Below are 17855 nucleotides of genomic sequence, written 5' to 3' on the forward strand. Positions count from 1 at the left end.
ACCACAATGGTAAATGGTTTACCTTTGGTATGGCAATTCATTTGGTTTATGCTTACGAAGCATGAATTACCACAATGGTTAATGGTTTACCTTTGGTATGGCAATTCATTTTAGGAGGATGTAAAGATGTCAGAGAAGACAACAATGCCGACGACTTATGATCCGAAGGCAGCTGAGCAGAAGTGGTATGATTTCTGGCAGCAGGGTCAATTTTTCAAGGCGGGCCGGCGCCAGGATGCTAAGCCTTTCACCATCGTAATCCCGCCGCCAAACGTTACGGGGATGCTTCATATCGGGCATGCGCTCGATTTCACCCTTCAAGATATTATTATCAGAACGAAGCGGATGCAGGGCTTTGATACGCTGTGGCTGCCTGGTACTGACCATGCGGGCATTGCAACTCAGACAAAGGTGGAGCAGAAGCTGCGCGAGCAGGGTCTGAGCCGTTATGACCTTGGCCGTGAGAAGTTCCTTGAGCAAGTATGGGACTGGAAAGAGCTGTATGCGAACACGATTCGTGAGCAATGGGGCAAAATGGGACTGTCTTTGGACTACTCCCGCGAACGTTTTACATTGGATGAAGGTTTGTCCAAGGCGGTTCGTGAAGTATTCGTCCGTTTGCATGAGAAGGGCCTTATCTATCGCGGCAAAAAAATCATCAACTGGGATCCAGCTGCGCGTACGGCCTTGTCCGATATTGAAGTAGAGCACAAAGAGCTGAACGGCCATCTGTACCATTTGCAATATCCGCTCAAGGACGGCAGCGGACATATTACGGTTGCAACTACACGTCCGGAGACGATGCTGGGCGACACAGCCGTAGCGGTTCATCCGGAAGACGAGCGTTACAAGCATCTGATCGGGCAACTCATCGTGCTGCCGGTTGTCGGACGCGAGATTCCGATCATCGCCGATGAATACGTAGAGAAGGAATTTGGATCCGGCGCGGTAAAAATTACGCCGGCGCATGATCCTAACGACTTCGAGGTTGGCCTTCGCCATGACCTGCCTCAAATCATCGTGATGGATGAGACAGGTACGATGAATGAGCATGCCGGTCCTTATCAGGGTCTCGACCGTGCAGACTGCCGTAAGCAGCTTGTAAAGGATCTGCAGGAGCAAGGCGTTTGCATCCGAATCGAGGACCATGTTCATCAGGTTGGCCACAGCGAACGAAGCGGCGCAGTTGTTGAGCCTTACTTGTCGACGCAATGGTTTGTAGCGATGAAGCCATTGGCAGAGCGTGCAATTGAAGCGCAGAAATCCGGTAAAGGCGTTAATTTTGTCCCTGACCGTTTCGAGAAAATTTATTTGAACTGGATCGAGAATGTTCGCGACTGGTGTATTTCCCGTCAGTTGTGGTGGGGCCATCGCATTCCGGCCTGGTACTGCGAATCCTGCGGCGAGATGCATGTTGCCCACGAGGATGTTACGGCTTGCGCGGCTTGCGGCAGCACGTCGCTCCGTCAGGACGAAGACGTTCTGGATACATGGTTCAGCTCCGGGCTGTGGCCGTTCTCTACGCTTGGCTGGCCGGAAGAGACCGAAGACTTCAAACGTTATTACCCGACTGATGTTCTTGTAACGGGTTATGATATCGTCTATTTCTGGGTTGCGCGCATGATCTTTACGGCGCTTGAGTTCACGGATCAGATTCCGTTCAAGGACGTTCTGATGCATGGTCTCGTACGTGACGCAGAAGGACGCAAAATGTCCAAGTCGCTTGGCAACGGTGTTGATCCGCTTGATGTGATTGAAAACTACGGCGCTGATGCGATGCGTTATATGATTTCGACCGGAAGTACACCGGGCCAGGATTTGCGCTTCCGAATTGAGAAGGTAGAACAAGCCCGCAACTTTGCGAACAAGATCTGGAATGCATCCCGCTTTGCTCTCATGAATCTGGAAGGCTTCACAGCTGCGGATATCGATATCAAGAGCAATCTGGGAACGGCAGAGCGCTGGATTCTGCATCGTCTGAACGAAACGGTGCGTGAAGCGACACGTCTGATCGACAGCTATGAATTCGGCGAAACCGGCCGTATCTTGTACAACTTTATTTGGGACGATCTGTGTGACTGGTACATCGAGTTTGCGAAGCTGAACCTGTATGGCACCGATGAGCAGGCAAAACGCTCGACCCAGTCGGTTCTGGCTTATGTGCTTGACCGTACGCAGCGTCTTATTCATCCGTTTATGCCATATATCAGTGAAGAGATCTGGCAGCATCTGCCGCATGAAGGCGAATCGATTACGGTAGCCGCTTGGCCGGTATACGACGAAGCTCTTGAAGCGCCGGAAGCGGTGAAAGAGATGGAGCTCCTGATGGACATTATTCGCGCGGTTCGTAACGTTCGCGCGGAAGTGAACGTACCGATGAGCAAGAAGGTTGAGCTGTTGATCAAGCCTTCCGGCGAGGCAGAGGCGGCTATTGTCAGCCGCAACGAAGAATTCATCAGACGTTTCTGCGGTACTTCATCGTTTGAGACCGGCCTTGGAATTGCTGCTCCGGACAAAGCAATGACTGCTATCGTGACCGGTGCCGAGCTCTACCTGCCGCTTGCTGGCCTGATCGATATCTCGCAAGAGATCGCGCGCCTGGAGAAGGAGCTTGCTGCTCTCAACTCTGAAGTGGAGCGTGTAGAGAAGAAGCTCAGTAACGAAGGCTTTGTTGCGAAAGCACCGGCTAAAGTAATTGAAGAAGAACGCGCAAAAATGACAGACTACGCCGGCAAACGCGATAAAGTGCTTGCACGTATCGAAGAGCTGCGCAGTTAATGCTGATGGAAGAAGGACGTTCATAATGGTCGATAACGGGATAGAATTGGAACGAAGCGGAATGCTTCGTTCCTATAGCGAAGCGGTCGATTGGATTAACGGGCTTATTCCGTTTGGGATCCGTCCGGGTCTGGATCGTATCGAGCAGCTGCTTGAGCGGCTCAATAATCCGCAACGCAGGCTCAAATTTATTCATATTGCAGGCACGAACGGCAAAGGTTCGACCTGCGCTTACTTAACGAGCGTATTGCTCAAATGTGGTTATGATGTAGGGACGTTTACGTCGCCTTATATTACGAAGTTCACAAACCGCTTCCAGTATAACGGTCAAGATATCGAGGAAGAGACCCTTCTTCGTCTGGCTAATGTGCTTAAGCCGCATGTAGAAGAGATTGCAGACACTGAGCTGGGCTCGCCAACCATGTTTGAGGTATCAACGGCTCTTGCCATTCTCTTCTATGCGACAGTTACTTATCCGGATTATGTGGTATGGGAGACTGGGCTTGGCGGAAGAATGGATGTTACGAATATCGTAACGCCCGTTATTTCCGTTATTACGAATGTCGGCCATGACCATATGGACCGCCTCGGCGATACGCTTACAGCTGTAGCCGGTGAGAAAGCAGGCATTATTAAACCTGGCGTTCCGGTTGTGAGCGCGGTTGACCAGCCTGAAGTTATTGAAGTGGTGAAACGGACGGCAGAGGAGAAGAAGAGTACGCTGTATCTTCTTGGCGAGCAGTTTAACATCAAGGAACTGTCTAGCGAAGAAGATGAGCAGACCTTCCGCTTCGAAGGGATGTTCCGCGCCATCGATCCGCTCACCATTACATTAAACGGTGCGCACCAGCGGACCAATGCAGCAGTGGCGGTCATGACGCTTGAAGTGCTTCGTCAATACTACGCTCTTATTGTAGAAGACGATGCGCTCGCCGAAGGACTTCGAGAGGCTGCTTGGCCGGGACGCCTGGAAATGGTATCCCGCTTGCCGCGTATCCTGATTGACGGAGCGCATAATCCGGAGGGCGCAGCATCGCTTGTTCAAGCGCTTCGTACGACGTACAAGTATGATCGGCTCCATGTCATGATGGCGATGGTAGAGAATAAGAATCATCGTGATGTTCTAAAGCATATACTACCAATAGTGGATACGCTTATCGTGACCGAGCCTGATTTCCGCAGCAGACTTAATGCGGAACTTCTTGCCGATCTAGTCCGCGCCGAGAAATCGGAGGAGCATTCCTTTGAGCTTATCGTGGAGAAGGATTGGCGCGAAGGCCTCCGCAAATTGCAACAAATGACCGGGGAAACAGACCTTGGGGTGGTCACTGGTACGCTTTATTTAATAGGTGACGTTCGCTCCCGCATATTGTACAACTCGGATTCTGAAAAAGGTTGGTGAACCGTCTTTGAATACGGCAGAACATGTTCATTTCATCGGAATCGGCGGTTACGGCATGAGCGCGATCGCCCGCGTTATGCTTGAGATGGGGTATAAAATTACCGGTTCCGATGTAGCTCGTCAGGAATTGACGGAAAAGCTTGCGGCAAAAGGCGCGCAAATCTATATCGGCCATGAGGCGGAGCATGTAAAGGGTGCTGATCTTGTCGTATACTCGACAGCACTCTCGAGGGACAACGTAGAGCGGATGGCAGCGGAAGCGCTGAACATTCCGGTGCTGCACCGTGCCCAAATGCTCGCCCGGCTCATGAATGCCGGCAAGGGTGTAGCGGTAGCCGGAGCACACGGGAAGACAACGACTTCCTCTATGATCGCACTCGTTATGGAAAAGTGCGAAGCTGATCCAACTTATATTATCGGTGGCGAGATCGTCAATGTGGGAACGAATGCAAAAGCCGGCAAAGGCGAATATGTCGTTGCGGAAGCGGATGAAAGCGACGGTTCATTCCTGCAATATCACCCAAGCATTGCAATCGTGACGAACATTGAGCCGGACCATCTGGAAAACTATGACGGAGATTTTGGCAAGCTGAAAGATGCTTATGTGAAATTCTTGTCCCAGGTTAAACAAGACGGCAAAGCCATTGTATGCGCGGATGACGAGACGATCACTGAGCTGCTTCCTAAGCTTGACCCGGATACTGCTTCCAAGCTGATTACTTACGGCATTAACAGCGATGCCGAGTATAAAGCGGAGAATATTAGTCTTGGCGACCGTAAAGTATCGTTTGCAGTGAGTCACCGTGGAACGGTCCTTGGCAAGATTGAATTGTCCGTTCCGGGTCTTCACAATGTGTATAATGCTATGGCGACTATTATTACTTGCCTTGAAGCAGGATTGCCTTTCGCGAACATTGCGGAAGCCATTCATGAATTCATTGGTGCCAAGCGCCGCTTCCAGGTGCTTGGCGAAGTGAATGATATTCTGGTTATTGATGACTACGCTCATCATCCTACCGAGATTCAGGCAACAATCAGCGCAGCCAAAGCAACGGGCAAACGTATTATTGCAGTGTTCCAGCCTCAGCGTTACACGCGCACGTTCTTCCTGCTGGAGCAGTTCAGCCGGGCATTCCCGGAAGCGGATGAGGTCATTATTACGGATATATATTCACCGGCTGGCGAGCAGCAGATCGAAGGCGTCCATTCCCGGAAGCTGGTTGATATGATCAAGACGAACAGCAATGCCAACACGTTTTATATCCCGACCAAAGAAGAGGTACTGGAGCATTTGACCGCTAAGGTCGTTCCAGGTGATCTCGTGATTACAATGGGAGCAGGCGACATCTGGAAAACCGCGGATGCGCTTGCGAAAACGCTGAAGGCTAGAGTATAAAGTAACGGCGAAGAACGCCCTGGAAACCTCGTTTGAGGTTTTCGGGGCGTTTTTTCGTTTTACGCATATGCGGCAAATCTATCATATTTCTCTTGCGAATCTCATAGAGTAGAAACAGAAGAACGGGACAAGGAGAGAATGACATGAACAAGAATAACCGGATCACTTACCGATTTGACCGTACGGGCCAGACGATAGAAGATAAGAGCCGCAAGGAAAATAACGCTAAGCCCCAAGCTCGGGAACAGGCTAAGCCTTCGAATAGTGTACCTTCTAATATTGTGCCGCTGTATTCCAATACCGAATATGAGAACGGGGAAAGTCCGTTCACCCCTTGGATGAGTCCGTTTCAGGAAGATATCGCGGCGCTCGAGGATCTAATCCGTGATACCGAGGAGAAGCCTGCTGCAGTATCGCATAAGAAACAGGCAGCTCATTCACCGGTTGTGCATGCCGAGCCTGCACAGGAGACCTCAAGCCGGAAGCCGCAACCAGAAGCCAGACCACAGCCGGAGCAGCCCCAGCGGCCCGGGCAATGGCATCCTCGCCAGCGTGTACAGCAGCAGCCTGAACCGTTGCAGAAGACACCGTCGAAAGAGCAATCGGAGAAGAAGCATCAGGTTCAGCCGGAGATGCATGCGTTTGGTATGCAGCCGGAGACGGATCCTTTTGGGGACCTGGCGCATTATCCGGAGGTGGAGCTGGACGACCAGTCCTCTAAGCGCTGGTCAAGACCTGTTCAGAAATATTCCGCCCCGCCGTCCTGGATTAAGGTTTTTCTTTCGGTAGCCGGAGCGCTGGCAACAGGTGCATTATTTGGTTATTTGCTGCTCTCTTTATTTACCAATACGAACGATCATACTTCCGGATCCAATGGCAATCTGGCGAATCCCGTTAACGGCTCTGTTACCAGCCCAAGTGCTTCGCCTGGCGGGGGTAAAACAAATGCAAACAACGGAACGACCAGCCCGCCTGTTAGTCAGGCTGCCGGTCATGTGAAGCTGGATATTCCTCTCCAATCGTATCAGCTCCTTCAATACGGAGTATTCAGCAATACGGAAGGCCGGGATGCAGCGATCAAGGAACTGTCGGATAAGGGGCTTGCTGCAGCCGGACTGCAGACGGCAAATGATTACCGGGTATATGCCGGAATGGCCATTGACCGTGGACGCGCACTTGCTCTAAGCAATGATCTTGGAGAAGACGTGCCGGTCTATATTAAACAAATTGACGTTCAGGTTCCCGAGCAGTTTCCGTTTGCCGGGGATGCGAAAGCGGCAGCTGTCTTTATGAACAACACCATCAGCATGATCAGCATGCTGGATGAACTGGCATTGACACAGCTGGAGCAGCCAACTCTATCGCCGCTTGGTTCTGCGGCAGCCGAAGCCTGGCAGGCGGAGCATCAGAAATGGACAGAGAGTGTTAAAGCGATGCAGGCAGGCGTTACGGATGAGGCTGGAAAAGCATTTCTCATAAAATTAATTCAATCTATGAATACAGCGGCCAAGTCGCTTGAGGAATACGATAAAAAGCCGTCACAATCGCATTTGTGGGCTGTTCAGGACGCGCTGATGGATGCGGTTGTCACGCAAAAAGAATGGTATGAGTCAATCAACGCATTGTAAACGAAATCGAACCTAAGTATAATAGGGGACAGGTGTCAATAAATGGCGAGAGGCGTTGAATAATGAAGAAAAACGGCTGGATTTTATTGCTTTTCCTCGTGCTTGGCTTATTGGCGGGCGCACTGGTTGCGCGTTGGCTGGAGCCGGTATCCGGAATCTCATTCCTGACCAAAACAATAGATACAACTTGGTCTCCCGCCGTTGATCTCTATGTACTCAGCCTGGATCTGAATGTGCATGTTCAAATTAGTTTATTCAGCATTATTGGCGCGTTAGCCGCTATATGGTTATATCGTAAAATGTAAACCGTGTTACCCGCAGAACGTTGCTGCCCCTCTTAAGGATGGCGCAGCCGGTTGCGGGTAGGACGGAAATGAAGGAGCAAGTGGAACGTTTGAGCAAGAATGAATGGGCTAATACGATTAGCCAGCTTGTGCTGGCATCGTCGTCACCGCGCCGGAAGGAACTGGTCGCATCGCTGGGCCTTTCCTTGCCGGTTTATATTTTGTCCTCGGATGTGGACGAGTCGGTTCCTTCCGATTGGGCACCTGTACATATTGTTGAGCAGTTAGCCCTGCGCAAAGCGCATGCGACTGCTGCGATTCTGAGAGAACGTCAGGAAGAGCAGCAGTCACTTGTTATTGGCGCGGATACCATTGTTGTGGTAGACGGCAGGGTGCTTGGCAAGCCAATAGACCGGGATGAAGCATTGTCTATGCTGCGTTGCCTGCAAGGGCGGGAGCATGAGGTCTATACGGGAGTGGCTTGTGTAGTTGCCCAGTCCGGTACAGAAACTGTCGCTCATCGCATGACAAAGGTTTATATGAAGCCAATGACTGATGAAGCGCTGAAAAGGTATGTTGCAACGGGCGAACCCGATGATAAAGCAGGGGCTTACGGCATTCAGGGACTTGGCGCAACGCTGGTCGAGAAGATCGACGGCTGTTATTTTAACGTCGTGGGTCTGCCGGTATCGCTGTTATCGGACATGCTTGCTCAATATGAGATTCAAGTTTTCTAAGTTACTTTTCATGAAGTGACCTTGATTTGGACATAACACCAAGTAATGCCATTTCATCTGTAGAAAAGGCTGGGACGGACATGGAGCAAGGCCATTTATTACGAAATGTCCCCCATGAAGAGCGACCAAGAGAACGCATGATGCAATATGGGGCTGAAGCACTTAGCCATACCGAATTGCTGGCGATCCTGCTGCGTACGGGTACGAAGCGGGAATCTGCCGTGCATTTGGCTGGTAAAATATTGAAAGAATGTGGGAGCTTGCGTAATCTGCTTGATATGAGCATGAACGAGTTGACCGCAATTAAAGGCATTGGACCTGCGAAAGCAGTCCAGCTGCGGGCCGGAATTGAGCTTGGACGCCGTATTGTAAGGAGCGGACAAGGCGAGATCGTGACGGTACGTAAACCGCAGGATGCTGCGAACTATGTGATGGAAGAGCTGCGTTACCTGAAAAAGGAGCACTTCGTTTGCCTGTTTCTGAATACGAAGAACCATATTATTGCCCGGGAAACTTTATCGGTCGGTACACTTAACGCGTCGCTTGTTCATCCAAGAGAAGTTTTTCGAGCGGCCGTTAAAGCCGGCAGTGCTTCGATTATTTGTGTGCATAATCATCCGAGCGGAGACCCTATGCCAAGCCCGGAGGATATAACACTTACGAAGCGTCTTGTGGAGGCCGGTGAACTGATGGGGATAGAAGTGCTTGACCATTTGGTCATCGGAGATGGAAGGTTTATCAGTTTGAAGGAACATGGTTACATGTAATATAATAAGAAGGATTGTCGCAATTAGAAGGGAGCATTAACATGTTTGGTGGTTTTTCGAAAGATTTGGGAATTGATTTGGGTACTGCAAACACGCTTGTATTTGTAAAAGGAAAAGGTATTGTCGTAAGAGAGCCGTCCGTTGTGGCTCTGAGAACTGACACAAAAACGATTGAAGCGGTTGGCGAACAAGCTAAAAAAATGATCGGCAGAACGCCTGGCAACATCCGTGCTGTCCGTCCTATGAAAGATGGCGTAATCGCTGATTTCGAGACAACCGCAACAATGATTAAATATTTTATCCGTTCTGCACAAAAGCAAAAATCGCTGTTTCCTAAGCATCCTAACGTTATGATCTGCGTACCTTCCGGTATTACAGCGGTAGAGAAGCGCGCTGTTGAAGATGCGGCGAAGCAAGCCGGCGCTCGAGAAGCGTACACCATCGAGGAGCCGTTTGCGGCTGCGATTGGTGCCGATCTTCCGGTATGGGAGCCAACAGGCAGCATGGTCGTTGACATCGGCGGCGGTACTACTGAAGTGGCTGTTATTTCGCTTGGCGGTATCGTAACAAGCCGTTCGATCCGTGTGGCAGGCGATGAGATGGATGAAGCGATTATCCAATATATCAAACGTTTCTATAACCTCATGATTGGTGAAAGAACAGCTGAGCAGCTGAAGATGGAAATCGGTACAGCACTTCCGCTGGAACCTATGGAATCAATTGAAATTCGCGGTCGTGACCTCGTAACCGGTCTGCCGAAGACACTGCCAATCACTTCGGAAGAAGTAACAGAAGCTCTGATGGACACGGTGAATTCCATCGTTGACGCAGTGAAAATTACGCTCGAGAAATGTCCGCCGGAATTGTCTGCAGACATTATGGACCGTGGTATTGTATTGACTGGCGGCGGCGCATTGCTTCGCAACTTGGACAAGCTGCTGGCACGCGAGACTGGCATGCCGGTTATTGTGGCAGACAACCCGCTTGATTGCGTAGCTATTGGTACGGGCCGTTCGCTTGACCATATTCACTTGTTCAAAAAAGGCGGATCTTCCCGCTCGAAACGATAATAGAGTACAAACGCGGTAACGGAACTGGATATGGAACGGGCAGGTGATTAAAACTGTTTAAGCTGTTAAGAAATAAGCGGTTATTTATGCTTATGATCGGATTAATCCTGTTCATTGCGGTTATCGGTTTCTCACTAAGTGACCGCAAGGAGCTGACTTGGCCTGAGAAGTTTCTCGGAGATTCTGTTGGATTCGCGCAGCAATGGTTCTACAAGCCCGCTGGATTAGTAGCGGGCTTCTTTGAGGACATTCGCGAACTCAGAACGCTGCATGAAGAGAATGAACAGCTGAGGCTGACAGCTGCAGCTTATGCGCGGGACAAGATTAATTATAATTTTATCCAGAAAGATAATGAGCGGCTTCAGAAAGAGCTGGACTTCACGGAACGGCAGAAAAATATGAATAAATATAAGTATGTCATTGCTCAAGTCATTGCAATCGATAACGATCCTTACAATCATACGATGGTTATTAATCTAGGCTCCAAGGACGGGATTAAACCCAATATGGCCGTAACGACAGTCGACGGACTTGTAGGCCTTGTAAGTAACGTTCGTCCTTATACAGCTACTGTAACGCCGATTACGGAGCTGGATGAAACTTCGCCGACTTCAAACTCCATTGCGGCAACCGTCCTCGGAAGAGAAGATACGTCCTTTGGTATTGTCGGCAGTTATGACAAAGAAACGGATCGCCTGATTATGACAAAGATTGCCGAGAGTGACAAAATGATCGTTGATGATACAGTGATCACTTCAGGCCTTGGCAACGTTTATCCTCGTGGTCTCGTTATAGGTACGGTAGAAACAAGGCAGGTCGGCGATTTTGGCCTTACTCATACAGCTACAATCAAGATGGCGGCCAAATTCGATCATTTGACAGAAGTATTCGTCGTCCAAGTACCGGATTTGGGAGATGAATAACGATGGGCGACAGAGGCATTAACCGTCTCATTCTCGTCATGCTCCTGCTGTTTCTCGTCGAAGGCACCCTTATGCCGTGGCTTATTCCGGTGGAGCTGACCGGCAGAATCGTACCTCATTTTATGTTCGTATTTGTTATATTTGCTGCTTTATACAGCGGCCGGCACCGGGCATTGTTTTTCGGAATTAGCTTCGGCTTCTTGCAGGATGTCATTTATTTCGGACATTTAATGGGTGTTAACGCTTTTGCCATGGGACTTATCGGCTATTATACCGGCGTGCTGCTGGAGCGCCGCCGGAGTACCTTGCTCACTGCATTATCAGTCATCGGTCTCGGCTGCATCCTTTACGATACGATTGTTTATTTTGTAAACATGGTCTTCCGTGTTACGAATGAAACGTATGCCTGGGCATTAATGGATCATATTTTGCCTAGCCTATTTCTTCAACTGGTATTTGCACTGGCTGTGTACGTACCGGCAAGACGTCTCTTTGAAAGCCATTTGAAGCTGAATCCGGAGACGGAAGAAGAATAATTTATAGGCAGAAAGCAGGAATTTGCACACCGCGAAAAGAATGGATTACGTTGGGGAGGGACAGACGTGACCGAGAAGCAGCATATCATGATAAAAGGTGTCAAAGAAGGTCTCGTGTTCCTTCTCGACGATAAATGCGAATTCGCCGTTTTATTGGACGAACTGCAGTATAAGCTGGAGAAAACGCATCAGCAGCTGTTGGCCGGCCCGCTGGTTCACGTGCATGTGAAGCTGGGGACGAGGCAGCTTGGCGACGATGATAAAGAACGGATTAAATCGGTCATCCGCTCGCAAGGCAATTTGATGGTGCAGTCTATCGAATCGTCTTTTGCGGTGCTGGATGGAGCAAACGCTGCTCCGACAGGTCCACATGTGATTACAGGAATTATACGTTCCGGCCAAACCGTCGAGCATGATGGCGACCTGCTGCTTGCGGGGGATTTAAACCCGGGCGGCACAATCTTGTGCAGCGGTGATATATACGTGATGGGCGCACTGAGAGGTGTCGCCCATGCAGGCGTAAACGGCCGTACGGATGTCATTATCGCCGCTTCGCTTATGCGTCCGACACAGCTTCGAATTGCCGATGTCATCAGCCGTCCGCCGGAGGAATGGATGTCCGGGGACGCAGCCATGGAATTCGCTTATTTGTATGAAGGAAGCATGCAGATCGACAAGATGACGCAATTATTCCGTTTACGTAATAATCCGATTAAGGTATAAGGGGTGTTCATGCATGGGAGAGGCGATTGTTGTAACATCGGGCAAAGGCGGAGTCGGGAAAACGACTACCTCGGCTAATTTAGGTACGGCACTTGCTTTGCTTGGCAAAAAGGTTTGTATGGTCGATACCGACATCGGATTGCGTAATTTGGATGTTGTAATGGGACTTGAGAATCGTATTATTTATGACCTGATTGATGTGGCTGAAGGACGCTGCCGCTTGAACCAGGCTTTGATTAAAGACAAGCGCTTTGAAGAGCTGTACATGCTGCCTGCTGCTCAGACAAAGGATAAGCAGGACGTGTCGCCTGAGCAAGTCAAGGATATGGTGCTCGAGCTTAAGAAAGACTTTGATTATGTCATTATTGATTGCCCAGCTGGCATTGAGCACGGCTTCCGCAACGCTATTGCAGGTGCGGATCGGGCGATTGTAGTGACAACCCCTGAGAATGCGGCGGTCCGTGATGCCGATCGTGTTATTGGGCTATTGGAGAAAGAACAGATCCCATCCAAAATAATCATTAACCGGATTCGCCAGAACATGGTGAAGAACGGTGAAATGCTTGATATTGATGAAATTTGTCAGGTGCTTGCCGTTGATTTGGTTGGTATCGTGCCGGATGACGAGAAGGTCATCAAGGCAGCGAATTCTGGCGAACCAACCGTGATGGATCCTTCCTCGCGAGCTGCGATTGCCTACCGCAATATTGCGCGCCGAATTCTTGGCGACATGGTTCCCCTCATGCTGCTCGATGAGAAGGCTGGTGCCTTCAAACGCTTCCGCAAGTTTCTTGGAATAGGATGATTGCCTTGTGCTTAACAAACTGAAAAAGATAGACTGGGGAATCGTAGCGATTCTGCTCTGCCTGATGGCTATCAGTACCGTTCTGGTCAGAAGCGCTACGCATAACAACCCGCTTTATCACAACTATGATCTCAAAACAGTCGTCTTTTATATAGTTGGTTTCTGTGTAGCCATACTGGCAACGGTATTCGATTATCGCATTTTGCTCAAAAGCTGGTATGTCTTATACGGTATCGGTATAGCGCTACTAATCGCGGTCTTCTTCTTCGGGGCGAATCTTAACGGCGCGTCCGGCTGGTTCAAGCTTCCAGGAGGCTTCTTATTTCAGCCCGCCGAGTTTATGAAGATTATTATCATCATCGGCATTGCCTATATCATGGGCAGGCGCCAGGGTGATCGGTTGACCTTTATCGAGGATCTGCTTCCGATTGCGGCCTTTGCTTTCTTGCCATTCCTGCTCGTTATGATTCAGCCCGACCTTGGCAACGCGATTATTTATATCGTTATCGTCCTTGGTATGCTGTGGATCGGCAATGTGAAGTATACGCATGTATTGGTTGGTCTGACGACGGTCGTTGCCGCAATCGTTTTGTTCGTCTCTTTGTTCACCATGTTTAATACCGAGATTGAGACCTACTTGAAGGATCATAACAAGGAACACTGGTATAAGCGTATCAATACGTTCCTGGATCCTAGCCAGGCATCAAGCGATGATAAGCATCAGTCCGAAAATGCGAAGATTGCGATCGGTTCCGGCGGTCTTAGCGGTGACGGCTATTTGAAGGGGGATATGATTAACGGGAAGTTTATTCCCTACCCGTATTCCGATTCCATCTTTGTCGTCATCGGGGAGGAGTTTGGCTTCCAGGGATCGGCGATCCTGCTGCTCCTGTACTTCTTATTGATTTACAGGATGATTCTAATCGCCTTCCGATGTTATGATAACCGGGCGGCTTTTATCGTTATCGGGATCGCATCCATGTATGTCTTCCAGATTTTCCAAAATATAGGGATGATGATTGGTCTCATGCCAATCACCGGCATTACGCTGCCGTTTATCAGTTACGGCGGTACCTCGCTGCTGCTGAACATGCTGTGCATCGGTATTTTGTTTAGTATCAACGCCCACCAAGAGAAATACGAGCTGGCCGAATAGGCCAGCTTTTTTGCATTTACAGGTTAATAGTTGGGCGCTGCGCATCAAATGTTCTTCCGATCGCCATTGCTCGGGGATTCCTTGAACTATTCCAATAGGATTGTAGTCCCCAAGCAAAAGCGACCACTGCGTTTCTACAGAATCATTTGATGCTCCGCACTTGCCTTTAACCTGCACTCAAAAAGAGCTGAAGCCATTCACCAGCTCGTAAAGGAAAACCATATAGATCGAGCAGAATAAAACCTGCTCGTTTTTTTTTTCGGCCTCTTAGCCTTTGGGATCTTCCAGCTCGGGCCATTTTGTATTATTCCGCCCCTCGCATACTTGTCAGCTTGGCCACATACTTATGTAGAAAGGAAATGTGGGCAGCGCTAAAGCGGCCGGCTTGTCTTGCGAGAGGGAGGCTATTCGATGGGGAAAAAAGATGGTGTCAGAGAGCGGCGTCAGGAGAAAATCAGACAGCTGCTGGAGCAGCAGGAGAAGCAGGAGAAGCAATCAAGGCTGTGGCAGCAGCAGGAGCGTAGGATGGAGCAGAAGCAGGGACTGCCCGCAAAAGTCCGTCCGATTAAGGAGAGGCAGAACAACCGGTATGAGGAGGAACCGTATTTTCCTGTACCGTATAACATGGATGCCGGCGGCGATGAATTGGATCCGGAAAAACTGTGGAAAACAAACCCGAATCCATGGCTCGGCTGGGAAACAGGCGAGGGGAAAAACGGCAGGTTTGTGCCTGAATATGCCACGATGTACGAAACGGATGACGGAGGCAGCGGCCGCAAACCTTTCCTCCGCAACGAATTGAAATGGAAAGCCATTATTGCTGCCGTTTTGTTCGCTGCGATTTGGGGCGTTTTTCATAATGAGTCGCCGCTTGCGCAAAAAGGACAAACTGTGGTCAAAAATGCGTTGACCGAAGAGATGGACTTCACGGCTGTCGCCACCTGGTACAAGGAGACGTTTGCCGGCGCTCCTTCGTTTATTCCGATTTTCAATAATGTGCAGAAGGAAGCGGAGTCGGCTAACGGTTCGGTTGAACTGCCCGTTGTTTCTCCTCTGCCGGATGGCGCTATCGTCCGTACCTTCGCGGAACTGCTGAATGGCATTGAGCTGGCCGGTTCGTCCAAAGAGGAAGTTTCGGCCATTGAGACGGGAAGGGTTCTGGTTGTATCGGAGGCCGAGAAGGATAAGGGCTTTACCGTTGTAATCGAGCATGCAAGCGGCCGCTCATCTGTCTATGGCAAGCTGGGTGCAGCATCTGTTCAAGCAAATGACTGGGTCGAAGCGGGGGACACGATCGGTACCCTCCAAGAGGCTGCAGGCGAGGAGCCAAGCGTACTCTATTTTGCAGTGCGGCAAGATAATCAATATGTCGATCCTGTGGGCGTGATCCCGATTGATTAAATGGAAAGGCATCCGCTGGTCCGTTCATCCTTTATTTGTACTTGTCATGATCGGCTCTGTTATGACCGGTTATTTCGCCGAGCTCTTCACGTTATTTCTGATTGTTCTGGTCCATGAGATCGGACATGTTGTAGTTGCCAGAAGCTTTGACCTCACGGTACGTGAAGTGAAGCTTCTTCCTTTTGGCGGCGTTGCGGAAATGGAAGATGCAGGCAGCATTCCGGCCGGTCAGGATGCTTTAATCGCAATTGCGGGACCTCTCCAGAATGTGTGGATGGGTCTTGCCGCTTGGGGCTGTGGTCAGCTTGGCTGGTGGGACCCGGAATGGGCTTCCTACGTATGGCAGGCTAATCTAATGATTGGTTTATTTAATCTTCTGCCAATCTATCCGCTGGACGGAGGCAAGCTGATGCAGGCTGCCTTCAGCTACGGCTTTAATTATTATGCCATGATGAAATGGACTTCCCGGATCAGTATCGCCCTTAGTACTCTGATGATTGGTTATGCGCTATCGACGGCGTTCCATTCAGATGCCGGTATCCAGCTTAATCTTCTTGTTGTTGGCTTGTTTCTGCTGCTGACGAATTGGACATATTACCGCAACATCCCGTACCTGTTTGTCCGTTTCCTGATGCACCGTGACCGTGTCGCTGTCCGTACGATCGCCCGAGGATCGCTCGCCCGACCAATAATTGTAAATTTGAAGCAACCAATTATTGCTGTTGTCCGTCTATTATGGCGTGAGCAGTACCATCTGATTTATTTGATGGAGCTGGAAGGCCGAATCGTCAAGGTTGTTCCTGAAAAAGAAATCGTGGACCGCTATTTAACAGAGCGTGATCCAAATCGCGCTGTCATCGAACTTTTTCGATAGAGGTAAAATAGACCACTTTTTCCCTTAGGTATCTTGGTGGTAGAATAGAGTAGATGACAAAACGTAAGGCGGTTGATATTCGGGAATGAAGCGGATGTTAATGCACGGACACGGCGAGCTGCTGCAGACCGCCGTGCTGATGGGCGGGCGGCTGATCGACTTTTATATGGAACAGTCGGAGAGCAGCGGATTAGTCGGCAATGTATATAAGGGACGAGTTGTCAATGTGCTGCCAGGCATGCAGGCCGCTTTTGTAGATATTGGTCTGGGTAAAAATGCGTTTCTGTACATAGATGATCTGCTGCATCCGCATTTGGAGAAACAGCCGGAGCAGAAACCCTCCATTACGGAGCTGGTTAAGCCCGGTCAAGAGCTGGTTGTACAAGTGATGAAGGAACCAATGGGCAGTAAGGGAGCGCGCGTGACTACGCATTTTACTCTGCCTGGCCGGTGGCTGGTCTACATGCCGATAGCCGGATACATCGGAGTATCCAAAAAAATCATGGCGGAAAGCGAACGCTCGCGGATCCGGATGATTGGGGAGCGGCTGCGCCAGGGCGAAGAAGGCATCATTATGCGTACGGCGGCAGAAGGTGAATGCGAGGAGTCGTTAGGGGCAGACGTCGAGCAGCTGCGCCAGCTTTGGACAAGCGTTCTGCAGCGTGCAACCCAGGCGAAAGCACCGGCTGAGCTGCACCGTGAAGCAGGCCTCTTGCGGCGCGCAGTGAGAGATACGATGACTGATGATATTGACGAGGTATGGCTGGATGATGCCTCCCGTTCCAGCGAAGCGGTATCCTTGCTGAAAGAAATGACTCCTCATCTTACAGGGCGGCTGAAGCTGTTTGATGCACGGAAGGAAAGGACTTCTTTATTCGACCGTTTTGGTGTGACGGAGCAGATAGAAGCAGCCTTTCAGTCTCGCATCCGTTTGGAGAGCGGCGGTTCTCTTATATGGGATGAGACGGAGGCACTGACGGTCATAGATGTGAATACGGCCAAATATACAGGTGCTACTGGCCTTGAAGATACCGTATTCAGAACCAATATGGAAGCCGCAGATGAAATTGCCCGGTTATTACGGATTCGTGATGTTGGCGGCATTATCATTATTGATTTTATTGATATGGAGAATGAGTCCAACCGGGAGAAGGTTATGGCCAGGCTGTCGGACTGGGCGAAGAAGGACCGGACCAAATGTACCGTATTTGGCTGGACAAGGCTTGGCCTGCTTGAATTGACAAGACGTAAGGCCCGGGATAATGCAGCAAGGCAGTTAAGTGAAAGCTGCCCGGCATGCGGAGGGACAGGGAAGAAATCATCTTTCATTTCTAGGTTATAGTTGATTGATTAGGCTGCATGTGATAGAATGTTC

At 50.0% G+C, this 17855-nt stretch carries 16 protein-coding genes; all 16 read left to right on the forward strand.

Going from position 1 to position 17855, the window contains the following annotated elements; all coding sequences use genetic code 11:
- Positions 1-126: 126 nt before the first annotated feature.
- The 16 genes from BM200_RS13190 to BM200_RS13265 all read left to right on the forward strand — a co-directional run bounded on the left by BM200_RS13190 (position 127) and on the right by BM200_RS13265 (position 17822).
- On the forward strand, positions 127-2778 hold the full coding sequence (locus BM200_RS13190) for a valine--tRNA ligase (protein ID WP_091185953.1): 2652 nt from the start codon (positions 127-129) through the stop codon (positions 2776-2778).
- 25 nt (positions 2779-2803) lie between these two features.
- Positions 2804-4180: a bifunctional folylpolyglutamate synthase/dihydrofolate synthase gene (locus BM200_RS13195; RefSeq protein ID WP_091185955.1), complete on the forward strand. Its 1377-nt coding sequence runs from the start codon at positions 2804-2806 to the stop codon at positions 4178-4180.
- A gap of 7 nt (positions 4181-4187) precedes the next feature.
- Positions 4188-5576 (forward strand): UDP-N-acetylmuramate--L-alanine ligase, encoded by a 1389-nt coding sequence (murC, locus tag BM200_RS13200; protein ID WP_091185958.1) that lies wholly within the window; start codon positions 4188-4190, stop codon positions 5574-5576.
- Between the two features lie 143 nt (positions 5577-5719).
- Complete coding sequence (locus BM200_RS13205; protein ID WP_091185959.1) at positions 5720-7204, forward strand: hypothetical protein; 1485 nt, start codon at positions 5720-5722, stop codon at positions 7202-7204.
- Between the two features lie 62 nt (positions 7205-7266).
- A complete protein-coding gene (locus tag BM200_RS13210) occupies positions 7267-7509 on the forward strand; it encodes a DUF4321 domain-containing protein (RefSeq protein ID WP_091185962.1) in 243 nt (80 codons plus the stop codon).
- Between the two features lie 68 nt (positions 7510-7577).
- On the forward strand, positions 7578-8225 hold the full coding sequence (locus tag BM200_RS13215) for a Maf family protein (protein WP_091185964.1): 648 nt from the start codon (positions 7578-7580) through the stop codon (positions 8223-8225).
- 80 nt (positions 8226-8305) lie between these two features.
- Entirely contained in the window at positions 8306-8992 is a 687-nt protein-coding gene (gene radC, locus BM200_RS13220) for a RadC family protein (RefSeq protein ID WP_091185965.1), read from the forward strand.
- A gap of 41 nt (positions 8993-9033) precedes the next feature.
- Positions 9034-10062 (forward strand): rod shape-determining protein, encoded by a 1029-nt coding sequence (locus BM200_RS13225; RefSeq protein WP_091185968.1) that lies wholly within the window; start codon positions 9034-9036, stop codon positions 10060-10062.
- 86 nt (positions 10063-10148) lie between these two features.
- The gene (gene mreC, locus BM200_RS13230) at positions 10149-10985 is read left to right on the forward strand and encodes a rod shape-determining protein MreC (RefSeq protein ID WP_091185970.1); all 837 of its coding nucleotides are present in this window, start codon (positions 10149-10151) and stop codon (positions 10983-10985) included.
- Between the two features lie 2 nt (positions 10986-10987).
- Entirely contained in the window at positions 10988-11521 is a 534-nt protein-coding gene (gene mreD / locus BM200_RS13235; protein ID WP_091185973.1) for a rod shape-determining protein MreD, read from the forward strand.
- A gap of 66 nt (positions 11522-11587) precedes the next feature.
- A complete protein-coding gene (locus tag BM200_RS13240; protein WP_425434563.1) occupies positions 11588-12244 on the forward strand; it encodes a septum site-determining protein MinC in 657 nt (218 codons plus the stop codon).
- A gap of 13 nt (positions 12245-12257) precedes the next feature.
- Positions 12258-13049, forward strand: a complete 792-nt coding sequence (gene minD / locus BM200_RS13245; protein ID WP_091185976.1) for a septum site-determining protein MinD — start codon at positions 12258-12260, stop codon at positions 13047-13049.
- A 7-nt stretch (positions 13050-13056) separates the two neighbouring features.
- Positions 13057-14205: an FtsW/RodA/SpoVE family cell cycle protein gene (locus tag BM200_RS13250; protein ID WP_091185980.1), complete on the forward strand. Its 1149-nt coding sequence runs from the start codon at positions 13057-13059 to the stop codon at positions 14203-14205.
- 411 nt (positions 14206-14616) lie between these two features.
- Positions 14617-15606 (forward strand): M23 family metallopeptidase, encoded by a 990-nt coding sequence (locus BM200_RS13255; RefSeq protein ID WP_091185982.1) that lies wholly within the window; start codon positions 14617-14619, stop codon positions 15604-15606.
- Complete coding sequence (locus tag BM200_RS13260; protein WP_091185985.1) at positions 15599-16480, forward strand: M50 family metallopeptidase; 882 nt, start codon at positions 15599-15601, stop codon at positions 16478-16480. Before BM200_RS13255 ends, BM200_RS13260 begins: the two co-directional genes overlap by 8 nt.
- Positions 16481-16565: 85 nt before the next feature.
- The gene (locus BM200_RS13265) at positions 16566-17822 is read left to right on the forward strand and encodes an Rne/Rng family ribonuclease (protein WP_245772996.1); all 1257 of its coding nucleotides are present in this window, start codon (positions 16566-16568) and stop codon (positions 17820-17822) included.
- Positions 17823-17855 lie beyond the last annotated feature (33 nt).

The organism is Paenibacillus catalpae (genome assembly GCF_900112695.1).
Classification (GTDB): Bacteria; Bacillota; Bacilli; order Paenibacillales; family Paenibacillaceae; genus Pristimantibacillus; species Pristimantibacillus catalpae.

Excerpts from the sequence above, each read along its gene's own strand:
- BM200_RS13190 (WP_091185953.1), top strand. The coding sequence starts at position 127 with ATGTCAGAGAAGACAACAATGCCGACGACTTATGATCCGAAGGCAGCT.
- BM200_RS13195 (WP_091185955.1), top strand. The coding sequence starts at position 2,804 with ATGGTCGATAACGGGATAGAATTGGAACGAAGCGGAATGCTTCGTTCC.
- BM200_RS13205 (WP_091185959.1), top strand. The coding sequence starts at position 5,720 with ATGAACAAGAATAACCGGATCACTTACCGATTTGACCGTACGGGCCAG.
- BM200_RS13210 (WP_091185962.1), top strand. The coding sequence starts at position 7,267 with ATGAAGAAAAACGGCTGGATTTTATTGCTTTTCCTCGTGCTTGGCTTA.
- BM200_RS13215 (WP_091185964.1), top strand. The coding sequence starts at position 7,578 with ATGAAGGAGCAAGTGGAACGTTTGAGCAAGAATGAATGGGCTAATACG.
- radC (WP_091185965.1), top strand. The coding sequence starts at position 8,306 with ATGGAGCAAGGCCATTTATTACGAAATGTCCCCCATGAAGAGCGACCA.
- BM200_RS13225 (WP_091185968.1), top strand. The coding sequence starts at position 9,034 with ATGTTTGGTGGTTTTTCGAAAGATTTGGGAATTGATTTGGGTACTGCA.
- mreC (WP_091185970.1), top strand. The coding sequence starts at position 10,149 with ATGCTTATGATCGGATTAATCCTGTTCATTGCGGTTATCGGTTTCTCA.
- mreD (WP_091185973.1), top strand. The coding sequence starts at position 10,988 with ATGGGCGACAGAGGCATTAACCGTCTCATTCTCGTCATGCTCCTGCTG.
- minD (WP_091185976.1), top strand. The coding sequence starts at position 12,258 with ATGGGAGAGGCGATTGTTGTAACATCGGGCAAAGGCGGAGTCGGGAAA.
- BM200_RS13255 (WP_091185982.1), top strand. The coding sequence starts at position 14,617 with ATGGGGAAAAAAGATGGTGTCAGAGAGCGGCGTCAGGAGAAAATCAGA.
- BM200_RS13265 (WP_245772996.1), top strand. The coding sequence starts at position 16,566 with ATGAAGCGGATGTTAATGCACGGACACGGCGAGCTGCTGCAGACCGCC.